The following is an 11819-nucleotide window of genomic DNA, read 5'->3' on the forward strand; positions in this document are numbered from 1 at the left end:
GCTGACACTTATGGGGAACCTGAATGCCCAAAAAATGTATGTATAATAGATTTTTAATTATTGTTTAAAAGGGTTAATTTTATCAAAAATCAAATCTATGGCCAATAATAATGAGTTTGTTGACCTGATCGAACAAGGCTATCGGTCCAAAGGAGAGTCGATCACTTTGGGAGCGGCGATGTTAGGAGATGAAACACTTACCGGTTCTCTGGTAAATATTCCCTTAAAAACGATAAATCGCCACGGACTTATTTCGGGTGCAACCGGAACCGGTAAAACCAAAACTTTGCAGGTTTTTGCCGAGAATCTTTCTGAAAAAGGAATTCCGGTGTTGTTAATGGATTTAAAAGGAGACCTGAGTGGTTTGGCAAAACCCAGCCCCGGCCACCCAAAAATTGATGAACGGCACGAAAAAATAGGAATTCCATTTGAAGCCAAAGGATTTCCAGTTGAAATATTGACGATTTCAGAGCAGGATGGAACGAGGTTAAGAGCGACTGTGTCTGAATTCGGACCGGTATTATTGTCAAGGATATTAGGATTGTCAGAAGTTCAGGAAGGCATACTTGCCATTTTATTCCAGTATTGTGATGACAAACAATTGGGTTTACTTGATTTAAAGGACCTTAAGAAAATGTTGCAGTATGCAACTCAGGAAGGAAAAGCAGAATTGGAAGCATCTTATGGCAGAATTTCAACGGCTTCCACAGGCTCCATATTGAGAAAGATAGTGGCACTCGAGCAACAGGGGGCAGAAATGTTTTTTGGTGAGCGCTCATTCGACGTTATGGATCTTTGCAGATTGTCGGATGATGGAAGAGGCATTATTTCGGTTTTAAGATTAACCGATGTTCAAGACAAACCTCAAATGTTCAGTACGTTTATGTTACAGCTTCTTGCAGAAGTTTACAATTCATTCCCTGAACTTGGCGATAGCGATCGTCCTGAACTTGTTTTATTTATTGACGAAGCGCATCTTGTTTTCGAAAATGCCTCAAAATCTTTACTGGATCAACTTGAAAGCATTGTAAAACTGATTCGATCAAAAGGGATAGGAATCTATTTTGTTACTCAAAACCCTAAGGATATTCCATCTGATGTATTGTCACAATTGGGTCTTAAAATTCAACACGCATTAAGGGCTTTTACCGCAAAAGACAGAAAGGCCATTAAACTGGCTGCCGAGAATTACCCTGATTCTGATTATTACGACACTGCAACAGTGCTTACAGAATTGGGTATAGGAGAAGCCCTGGTCTCGGCTTTAAATGAAAAAGGAGTTCCCACACCTTTGGTAAAGACGATGCTTCGTGCCCCAATGAGCAGGATGGATGTCTTAACAGGTCAAGAGCTCGATGAGCTTATTCGTAAATCAAGTATTGCATCCAGGTACAATGAGATTATAGACAGTGAGAGTGCCTACGAAATTTTAAACGAGAAGATTCATAATGCACAACAGAAGGCCGAAGAATCCAAAAAGGAATCAACCCAAAAAAAGAGTGCAAGACGCTCAGGGATGAACCCTGTTTTAAAAGTCGTTACCAGCGCAGCTTTTATAAGGGGTGTTTTTGGTATTTTGAACAAAGTTCTGAGAAAATAATATTTACCGGGCAGATTGAGATTAAATTTGCAGGATATCAAATGTGTCTATATATTGGGCCGTCATAAAACAAAAAAGAACAGAGATGAAGAATTTAATTGGACTACTATTTTTATCAATGATTTTGGTACAATGCGGACAGGACAAAGACACCCTGATCCTCAAGAATCAGTTGGGAAAAATTAAGAAAAACACGAGTATTGAAGAGCTCGATAAAATTTTTAAGAACGATTCGGTTGAAAAATATCCGTCAAACGCCGAAATAATAAGAGAATATAGGGTGTTTGGAATCAATGGTAAACCCGATTTGATATTTTTTCCCATTGTTAAAAACGATTCAATTAAAGGTTTGGATCATGTTAAGATTTACAGTTCCCGTTATATGACTGAAAAAGGAATTTCCACAACCTCTGCCTTTAAAGATATTGCTGATAATTATTCAATAGATAAAATTGAACCTTCCTTTAGTGCAGCAATTTTGTTCATCGATGAAATAAATGCAACCATTTCTTTGAATAAAGAAGATCTTGGACTTGACGAGTTTAATATGAATGATATACGTCAGGATCAGATACCGGATGAGGCAGGAATAAGATATATCAGCTTGTGGTTTGAATAAAGAACTCTCCCTATACCATACTTTAAAAAGTGATGAAAACAGACAGGTCCAAAGTAAAGAGAATCCCAAAAAGAGGTGCCTATGATACCGAAACCATTTATGGGATTCTGGATAAGGAATTTATTTGTCAGATAGGATTTGTTCATCATGATCATCCGGTGGTTATCCCAACGATATATGGTAGACAGGATGATACGCTTTATTTTCACGGTGCCAGTGTAAGCAGGATGCTTCAGTCACTTGAAGACGGGGTGAATATGTCGCTCAATGTTACAAGAACAAACGCTTTGGTATTGGCGAGATCAGCTTTTCATCATTCCCTCAATTATGAATCAGTGACCCTGTTTGGCAAAGCTGAATTGGTTTCGGATACAGCAGAAAAGATCGAAGCCCTTCATGTAATTTCTGATCAAATACTCAAGGATCGCTGGCAAGAGGTAAGACAGCCCAACGAAAAAGAAATGAACGTAACCAAGGTCTTGAAGTTTTCAATCAGTGAAGGATCTGCAAAAATCAGAAATGAGGGAGTGGGAGATGATAAGGCCGATTACGAACTGGATATATGGGCAGGACTTGTTCCCATTGAAAGGACTTACGGAATACCTGTTTCGGATCCTTTATTAAAGAAAGGTATTCCTGTTTCACAAAGTGTTTTAAACTTAAAAGATGAAAAATTATAAGGTTCAACGAGCTCCTTTTGTAGTTCCCACTGATGATGGAAAGCTTATCGAAGAACATTTTGGACTGGCAAGTATTAAGGCAGACCTTAGTTTGGCGCATATGATCGCTCCTCCAGGCTGGAGTGAGCCCTTTCAAACTCCTGATTTTGATGAGTTTACTTATGTGATCAAAGGCAAGAAAAAGTTTGTGATTGAAAATGATGAAGTCATCCTGGAAGCCGGGCAATCGATAAAAATTTCTAAAGGGGCGAGGGTCCAGTATTCAAACCCGTTTAAAGAACCTTGCGAGTATATTGCCGTTTGCAGTCCCCCTTTTCAACTGGATCTTGCCAATAGGGAAGACGAATAGTTAGAAAAGGATCCTTAACTATTCAGGGCTTGATCAATGCCTGTGCAGAACAACTCCTTGAAAAATTAGAAGAACGCTAATTTCAAATATTAATCCCTGTTTTCACAGGCTTGTAAAGTATTTTTCAGCAACATAGCGATAGTCATCGGTCCAACGCCTCCGGGAACAGGAGTTATAAATGAAGCTTTTTTACTCACAGATTCAAAGTCAACATCACCTGCCAAACGATATCCTCGTTTTTTCGAATCATCTTTAACCCTGGTAATTCCGACATCAATAATGGTGGCGCCGTCTTTGACCATATCTCCGGTTAAAAACTCAGCAATCCCAAGGGCAGCTACCACGATATCAGCTTCTCTCGTAATTGAGGCAAGATCCCTGGTACGACTATGCGCAAGGGTCACGGTTGCATTCCCTACTTTCCTCTTTTGACTGAGCAGGATACTCAGTGGTCTGCCGACAATATGGCTTCTTCCTATCACAACTACTTTCTTCCCTGAGGTTTCAACTTCATATCTTTCCAGTAATTCAAGTATGCCATAGGGTGTAGCCGGTAAAAAGGAAGGCAGATCAAGCGTCATTTTTCCCACATTGACAGGATGGAATCCATCAACATCCTTATCCGGATCGACCGCCATTAGAACCTTTTGCTCATCTATCTGTTTGGGCAAAGGAAGTTGGACGATAAAACCGTCTATATCTTTGTCATTATTTAATTCCTCAATCTCATGCAATAACTGCTCTTCGGTGGTATCTTCAGGAAGATCTATCAATGTGGAATTAAAACCTACTTTTTGACAGGACTTCACTTTACTGTTTACATAAGTCATACTGGCTCCATCAGTACCAACAATAATTGCGGCGAGATGAGGTGTTTTTAATCCTGCTTCCTTCCGTTTTGCCACAGCTATAGCAATTTCATCTTTAATGTTGTCAGAGGTCTTTTTACCGTCCAGTATGATCATTGTCTATTGTTTAAGGATTTTTATAAATCTAGAGATGCTGTCAAATACATGAAATCCAGCTTTTATTGCATGCCCTTCATCATCTGCATCATTTTTTTACCGCCGCCGCCTTGCATCATTTTCATCATTTTGCTCATCTGGTCAAATTGTTTCATCAATTGATTGACTTCCTGAACATTTGTTCCTGAACCTTTGGCGATTCTCTTTTTTCTACTTGCATTGATCAGGGAAGGAGTACTTCTTTCTGCCGGAGTCATTGAATGAATGATGGCTTCGATGCCTTTAAACGCATCATCATCAATATCTACATCTTTCATCATTTTTCCGGCACCCGGAATCATACCGACAAGATCCTTCATGTTTCCCATTTTTTTGATCTGCTGGATCTGTTTTAGGAAATCATCGAATCCGAACTGGTTTTTGGCTATCTTCTTTTGAATTCTCCTGGCTTCTTCTTCATCGTATTGTTCCTGAGCGCGTTCCACAAGTGAAACAACATCTCCCATGCCAAGAATACGCTCGGCCATACGATCAGGGTGGAACACATCAATGGCCTCCATTTTTTCACCTGTTCCAATGAACTTAATAGGTTTGTTCACAACAGATTTAATGGAAAGGGCAGCTCCACCACGCGTATCACCATCTAATTTTGTCAGGACGACCCCGTCAAAGTTAAGAATGTCATTAAACGCCTTGGCAGTATTCACGGCATCCTGACCAGTCATGGAATCAACAACAAAAAGAGTCTCCTGAGGCTCAACAGCTTTGTGAATATTGGAGATCTCTTTCATCATTTCCTCATCCACAGCCAAACGGCCGGCCGTATCGATGATCACTACATTTTTACCGGTAGATTTTGCATGCTTTATGGCATTCTGAGCAATTTCAACAGGATTCATATTGCCTTCTTCCGCGTATACTTCAACGCCTACCTGTTCTCCAACAACTTTTAACTGATTTATCGCAGCAGGTCGATACACGTCACACCCAACGAGCAAAACCTGTTTGGATTTCTTGGTCTTTAAAAAATTTGCGAGCTTTCCCGAAAAAGTAGTTTTCCCTGACCCTTGAAGGCCCGACATCAGAATTACCGTAGGAGATCCTTTGAGGTTGATCCCAACACTGTCTCCCCCCATCAACTCGGTAAGTTCGTCTTTTACGATCTTGACCATTAACTGGCCCGGATTAAGCGTGGTTAAAACGTCTTGACCCAATGCCTTTTCCTTTACGGTGCTCGTAAAGTTCTTGGCAATTTTGAAATTGACATCGGCGTCTAATAAAGCCCTTCTGACCTCTTTTAAAGTCTCCGCTACATTGATTTCAGTAATACTTCCATGCCCTTTAAGTACATGAAAAGCCTTATCTAATTTATCACTTAAATTATTAAACATAATTTCTTATTCTATTATATATAAACCTATTAATTACAGCAGGCAAAGATAAGAAATTACTGATAAGATTTTGTTAAGAATAACTTGTATAATTAATTGCTATTCTGATTTTTTAAATCGTATGGAAGTCGTGTTCACGCAATAACGTTTTCCAGTAGTATCAGCCGGTCCGTCATCAAATAGATGTCCGAGGTGTCCCTCACAATTTGTACAGATGATTTCGGTTCTGATCATTCCGTGACTTTTATCCAAAACATATTCGACTGATCCTTTGATCGCATCATCAAAAGAGGGCCATCCACAATGAGATTCATATTTGGTTCCTGACTCAAAAAGCTGAGCATCACAGGCTGCACAATGGTAGGTTCCTTTTTCAAAGTGTTTGGTATAACCACCATCTCCCGGGCGATCTGTCCCTTTTTCTCTGAGCACATAATACTCTTGAGGACTAAGGATCTCTTTCCACTCTTGTTCGGTTTTAATTTCTTTTTTCTTCATGGTGTTTGTTTCTTGAGCTGATATCACGGAGCTTAGCAATATCAGTAATAAAAATGTTACTGTTTTCATTGTATAAAATCAATTATTCTTTGGGTCACAAAATTGTCTTTAAAAATACGATGATGACCAAGCCCATTTGTTATGAGAAGTTCACCATGCCTTAGACTTCGACGTATGGAATAGGCACTACTTACATCCACGTATTTATCATCACTATCATGGATGATCAAGGTGGGGACATCAATTTTCACGGCTTTGTGTTCAGAGGTAAGGCTATCTAATTTTTTATTGAATTTTTTCTCTGCCAAGGCAATCAGTTTGGTTGATATGACGGGTTTTAATTCCATCTTTTGAACCAGATAATTAAATATTTGAGGAATTGAATTATCAGCTCCAATGGTAACCAGTTTATTGACTTTTAATCCATCGGCTACGGCGTTGATTAAAGACATACCGCCAAAGGAATGCCCGACAGCCACATCGAATGGGCCATATGTAGTATTGATCACTTTAATGGTTTCGAGGAACTCAAGCATATTCGTTCTTTTACCCGAAGAGAGCCCATGAGCCGGTCCGTCAAAACTAACAACCATCATTCTGTTTTCCAGAATTTTATCGGCAATTTGGTATAATTGAGTCCCTCTTCCTGCCCAGCCGTGTACCATCAACACCTTGGTTTTGGAATAGCCATAAATATAGACTTGTACCTCTTTGTCAATCCCGGGGATTTGTATTTTTTCTTTTTTGGCACTGTTTCTCATTGTCAGTTCTCTTTCCGGTGTAGGATACTTTACAGGGGTAGAAAATAATTTTACCACAAACAAAGTAGCAAGGTCTTTTGAAAAAAATTGAACTATTTTACCAAAAAGGATAATAGGCCTTGGAATTATCAGGGAATTATGATTTTTTGGTGATGGTTTTATTTTTGACAACTTAGGCTTTTTAAGAATAATAAGACATTTTGAATCTTTTTACTGCCGCGTTTTACATTTTTCTGAAAACCGGAAAAGATTCTTTTTTGCCTCCGCAAATCTACAGAATTTATGATTGAAATAAAATCAAGTCTTTTGATGATTTCAGTAAGCTTAAAAAGATAAAAAATTGTAAATTCACTTTCTTAATATCTAAACGGCTAACCTATGCTCCAGAAAGGAGATAAAAAACTGACCCATAGCTGGGCTTTTTACGATTGGGCCAATTCAGTCTACTCCCTGGTTATCAGTACAGCTGTTTTCCCGATTTACTATGAAACTATAACTCATACCGAAACCGGCTTGGTATATTTTTTTGGGATGCAGTTCAACAACACTACTTTATACACCTATGCGCTGTCTTTTTCGTTCCTTATTGTGGCATTAATTTCGCCAATACTATCAGGAATTGCCGATTATGTGGGTAATAAGAAATCATATATGCAGTTCTTCTGTTATTTTGGTTCTATCAGCGTGATGTGTCTTTATTTTTTTGATAGTATTGATACGCTTTGGATCGGAATCTTGTTTTCTGTTTTTGCGAGTATTGGTTTTTGGGGAAGTTTGGTTTTTTATAATGCGTATTTGCCTGAAGTGGCATATAGTGATCAACAGGATCATGTAAGTGCTCTGGGTTTTATCTATGGATATATCGGATCGGTAATTCTTTTGGTATTTAATTTGTCCATGGTTATGAAACCGGAGTGGTATGGTATTTCTGAACCCGGAATGGCACCTCGGATATCATTTCTTACAGTAGGAGTCTGGTGGATGGGCTTTGCTCAGGTAACTTTTAACAGACTCCCGGACCATATACAACCCCGGAAGCCAAAGACTGATTATTTTTTTAAAGGTTATCAGGAATTAAAGAAAGTAGTTGAGGAATTAAAGGATCAACCTGTTTTGCTCAATTTTTTAACCTCTTTCTTTTTATACAGCGTTGGGGTGCAGTCAATCATTTTACTGGCTACTATTTATGGAAAGTCAGAAATAGGACTCTCAACGAGCAGTTTAATTTTGACCATAATTGTCATTCAACTTGTTGGTATCGCGGGAGCATATTTGTTTTCAAACCTGTCGAGAAAGATAGGAAATATCACTACCCTGAAAATTACCATTGTGATTTGGACATTGGCGAGCCTAAGTGCTTATTTTCTTGAGAAGGATGATCCTAATGTTCAAATAAAATTTTATGTGATAAGCGGATTTATAGGTTTGGTGCTTGGAGCCATTCAAACCTTGTCTCGCTCGACTTATTCTAAATTGCTTCCTGAAGACACAAGTGATCCGACCACTTATTTTAGTTTTTTTGATGTAACAGAAAAAGTGGCAATTGTATGGGGAACTTTTATTTTTGGACTTGCTGTGGCTATCACAGAGTCTATGAGATTGTCTATCCTGCTGCTCTGTGTATTTTTTGTCGCTAGTTTTGTGGTACTGAGTTTTATGAAAAAAACCAAATACGTAGGTTGATGACTTCTACCAAAACTTTTGATTTTGTTGTGATAGGTGGAGGCATTGTAGGAACGGCAACTGCCTATAAGTTAAGTTTGAAATTCCCTGAAAAATCCATTGCTCTTATAGAAAAGGAAAAAGAGCTCGGGAGCCATCAAACCGGGAGGAATTCTGGAGTAATCCATTCCGGAATTTATTATAAACCCGGTTCCCTAAAAGCCGAGAATTGCAGGATAGGAAGAGAACAGCTGGTTGAATTCTCTAAGGAACATTCGATTGATCACCGTATCTGCGGAAAAATCATTGTGGCCACTGATAAAGACGAAATACCTTTGCTGGAGAAAATTTTCAAAAATGGTGTGGTGAACCAAACTCCCGGAATAAAAATGATCGATGCGTCAGAAATTGAGAAGAAGGAACCCTATATCAAAGGTGTAAAAGCGCTTTGGGTGCCTACGGCGGGGATCATTGATTATGTGGCAGTTGTGAGGAAATTCACGGAGCTTGTTCTAGGAACAAATGATCATAATCAACTCTTCCTCTCAGAAAAGGTCATTGACCTTAAAAGAACTGGGGGAAAGGTTCTAATTGGTACCGATAAACAAACGATCTTAGCGAAAAAGGTAATTGCATGCGGGGGGCTTTTTTCAGACAGACTGGCTAAATTGGATGATGTAAAGCTTGATATGCAGATTGTAGGATTCAGAGGCGATTATTATGAATTTAAGGAACAGGCAAAACATAAGGTAAATAATTTGATCTATCCGGTTCCTGATCCAAAATATCCCTTTTTAGGAGTTCATTTTACGCCAATGATAGGAGGGAAGATCGAGTGTGGCCCGAATGCTGTTTTTACATTTAAAAGGGAAGGTTATGCCAAAACCAGTTTTAATCTTAAAGATTGTTTACAAGCCCTTAGCTATAAAGGTACAATCAGGCTTTTTGCAAAAAACTGGGCAAAGGGAATTGAAGAATACAGAAGGGCTTTTTCTAAAAAGTTATTTGTAAAAGAATTGCAGCGCATGATGCCTTCGATTTCAGCGCATGATGTGGTTGCTACTCGCTCAGGAGTCAGGGCGCAGGCCGTTGGAAGGGAAGGCCAGATGATTGACGATTTTAAGATCATTCGCTCCCGGGGTGTTATCCATGTAATTAACGCTCCGTCACCTGCTGCCACAGCATGCATGGCCATCGCAGATGAAATTCTGGCTGAGATGGGTTGAACATAGAATTCACCCCTGAAGGGTTTCTCTTAAATACAATATTCTATTTTTGAATGTGCACGTCCATTTGTGGGAATGGAATACTAATACCCTCTGCATTAAAAGTATTATAGGTTTTTTCATTGATATCAAAAAACACACCCCAATAATCTTCGGCTTTCACCCAGACCCTTGCAGTGAGATTAACAGAACTGTCAGCCATTTCAGACAAACCTACAAAATAGGCTGGATCAGTCAGAATTCTTTTGTCTTCCTTAAATAAATTAAAAAGAATTTTACGGGCTATATCCACATTGTCTCCATAAGCGATTCCAAAAGAAAAATCAACCCTTCTTGTAGGTTCAGTTGAATAATTTACCATGGAGCCTGTTGAAAGAGGGCCATTGGGAATGATAACAGTTTTGTTATCCGCTGTTAAAAGGATCGTGTTAAAAATCTGTATTTCTTTTACAACTCCTGCGTGACCTTGTGCATCAATAAAATCTCCAACCTTATAAGGTTTGAACAAAAGGATAATCACACCTCCTGCAAAGTTTTGTAAAGTACCTGATAGTGCCATACCAACCGCAAGACCGGCAGCACCCAGGACTGCTATAAAGGAAGTCATTTGTACGCCCAGCATGCCCAAAACACTGATGATAAGCATGATTTTTAACAGCATTCCCACCAAGCTCTTTAAAAAAGGCTTCAGTGAAGCGTCTGTTTCTCTTTTATCGAGCATTTTTGAAAATGATCCCAGGATAAATTTTATAACAAAACTACCGACGATCCAAACCAGAATTCCTCCTATAAGTTTTGGCCCGTAGGTAAAGATTAAATTGCTTAGTTGCTCCAATAAATTATTCATATTTATTTCCATTATTGATAGATGGTTAAAATTTAAAAATGATTTAAACTGATATTAATGTCTTGTTCTCATCGGACTTGAACGAGGTGCTGAACTTCTGCTGGAACTAGGCCTTGCCCTTGATCCTGAAGAAGAGGGTCTGGAACTTGGTCTGGTGGTTGAGGGTCTCGTTCTTGGTCTCGAAGCAGATGGCTTGGTGCTTGGCCTGGTCGAAGGTCTTGTACTCGGCCTTGCATTTGGTTTTGTGCTTGGTTTTGCATTTGGCCTTTGAGCAGGTTTAGTAGCCGGTTTTTGAACCGGCCTGCCAGAAGATTTATATCCTCGGTCGGTATTAACACCTCTATCGGCAGGTTTTGCTTTCCGCTTGTTTGCCAATTCATTTCTGTTGCTGACTCCGGGATTTCTTCTGTCAAAACTCTTGTCAGGGTTATTTTGAAAATAAGCGTTATTTCTGCTGCTTTGTCTAACGTTGTTATTGATTCTTACATTGTTCCGGTTATAAGTGTTGTTAATGTTGACATGAACATGAACATTTCTGCGATATGCGTAAGGAGCAATAGGTCGCCATGGTATGAAGTAGGGTGGTCTGTATCCCCAATACCAAGGAGAATACCAAGGTCTGTAAGCTGCAACCCAAAATAACGTAAAGAATACAGGAACTACGGGATAATAAGGTGTAATATAATAATTTGGGCCATACATATCGACATTGCCCACTACCTGAACCTGGGTGGTGCCCTTGGAATCTTTTTGTACGTCTATGACTGCGACCTCCTGATATTGATCCTTGCCGATAACGGCCTGGATTGAAATGCTATGAACATTTTTTTCGGCTGTCTCCATGACCCTTAAATAATCTACTTCTCCGTCGTTATTAAGATCGAGATTTGAAATTTTTGTACTCGGATCATTCAGTCTTTTCTCAAAATCTTCTAGATCCTTAGATTCGCCAAACACCGAGGCTACGGCTTCCAGGTCAAGGTTATCGCTTATATCGTCATTGTTGGCTGAAATAGTCGTGACATCCTGGGCATATGTTTCAGAGCCTGCATGTGCCAATAACACAAAGAAGGTTAGAAAAAAATATTTAGGTAAAATATGCATGGAAAATAGTGGCTTAGTAAATAATGACACACAAATATAAGAATTTACAATACGATTAAAAATACTACATATAGAAAATATTTCTTTAGGATCTGTTCGCTGTTACAGAATACTATA

Annotated in this window: 12 protein-coding genes; 6 read left to right on the forward strand and 6 right to left on the reverse strand. The window is 39.1% G+C overall.

The features are described from left to right. Positions 1-97: 97 nt before the first annotated feature. The 4 genes from AABB81_RS00055 to AABB81_RS00070 all read left to right on the forward strand — a co-directional run bounded on the left by AABB81_RS00055 (position 98) and on the right by AABB81_RS00070 (position 3248). Positions 98-1600, forward strand: a complete 1503-nt coding sequence (locus AABB81_RS00055) for a helicase HerA-like domain-containing protein (protein ID WP_342157768.1) — start codon at positions 98-100, stop codon at positions 1598-1600. 85 nt (positions 1601-1685) lie between these two features. Further along, positions 1686-2219, forward strand: a complete 534-nt coding sequence (locus tag AABB81_RS00060) for a hypothetical protein (RefSeq protein WP_342157769.1) — start codon at positions 1686-1688, stop codon at positions 2217-2219. A gap of 32 nt (positions 2220-2251) precedes the next feature. Next, on the forward strand, positions 2252-2899 hold the full coding sequence (locus AABB81_RS00065; RefSeq protein WP_342157770.1) for a pyridoxamine 5'-phosphate oxidase family protein: 648 nt from the start codon (positions 2252-2254) through the stop codon (positions 2897-2899). After that, positions 2886-3248: a cupin domain-containing protein gene (locus AABB81_RS00070; protein WP_342157771.1), complete on the forward strand. Its 363-nt coding sequence runs from the start codon at positions 2886-2888 to the stop codon at positions 3246-3248. The genes AABB81_RS00065 and AABB81_RS00070 overlap by 14 nt, the downstream gene beginning before the upstream one ends. Positions 3249-3337: 89 nt before the next feature. On the opposite strand, the gene folD is transcribed toward AABB81_RS00070, so the two are convergent. The 4 genes from folD to AABB81_RS00090 form a co-directional block, all read right to left on the reverse strand. After that, complete coding sequence (gene folD / locus AABB81_RS00075; RefSeq protein ID WP_342157772.1) at positions 3338-4213, reverse strand: bifunctional methylenetetrahydrofolate dehydrogenase/methenyltetrahydrofolate cyclohydrolase FolD; 876 nt, start codon at positions 4211-4213, stop codon at positions 3338-3340. A gap of 62 nt (positions 4214-4275) precedes the next feature. Continuing rightward, complete coding sequence (gene ffh / locus AABB81_RS00080; protein ID WP_342157773.1) at positions 4276-5604, reverse strand: signal recognition particle protein; 1329 nt, start codon at positions 5602-5604, stop codon at positions 4276-4278. A gap of 99 nt (positions 5605-5703) precedes the next feature. After that, entirely contained in the window at positions 5704-6171 is a 468-nt protein-coding gene (msrB, locus tag AABB81_RS00085; protein WP_342157775.1) for a peptide-methionine (R)-S-oxide reductase MsrB, read from the reverse strand. Further along, a complete protein-coding gene (locus AABB81_RS00090; RefSeq protein WP_342157776.1) occupies positions 6168-7034 on the reverse strand; it encodes an alpha/beta hydrolase in 867 nt (288 codons plus the stop codon). Before AABB81_RS00090 ends, msrB begins: the two co-directional genes overlap by 4 nt. A 207-nt stretch (positions 7035-7241) precedes the next feature. Here AABB81_RS00090 and AABB81_RS00095 point away from each other — a divergent pair, with 207 nt between their 5' ends. After that, positions 7242-8546 carry an MFS transporter gene (locus tag AABB81_RS00095; RefSeq protein ID WP_342157777.1) on the forward strand — a complete coding sequence of 435 codons (1305 nt, stop codon included), beginning with the start codon at positions 7242-7244 and terminating at the stop codon, positions 8544-8546. Further along, entirely contained in the window at positions 8546-9751 is a 1206-nt protein-coding gene (gene lhgO / locus AABB81_RS00100) for an L-2-hydroxyglutarate oxidase (RefSeq protein ID WP_342157779.1), read from the forward strand. The genes AABB81_RS00095 and lhgO overlap by 1 nt, the downstream gene beginning before the upstream one ends. A 43-nt stretch (positions 9752-9794) precedes the next feature. On the opposite strand, the gene AABB81_RS00105 is transcribed toward lhgO, so the two are convergent. Beyond that, positions 9795-10598, reverse strand: a complete 804-nt coding sequence (locus tag AABB81_RS00105) for a mechanosensitive ion channel family protein (RefSeq protein WP_342157780.1) — start codon at positions 10596-10598, stop codon at positions 9795-9797. A gap of 54 nt (positions 10599-10652) precedes the next feature. Continuing rightward, positions 10653-11702, reverse strand: coding sequence for a hypothetical protein (locus tag AABB81_RS00110; RefSeq protein WP_342157781.1), 1050 nt, complete (start codon positions 11700-11702; stop codon positions 10653-10655). Between the last annotated feature and the right edge of the window lie 117 nt (positions 11703-11819).

It is taken from the genome of Lutimonas vermicola (assembly GCF_038433205.1).
Classification (GTDB): Bacteria; Bacteroidota; Bacteroidia; order Flavobacteriales; family Flavobacteriaceae; genus Lutimonas; species Lutimonas vermicola.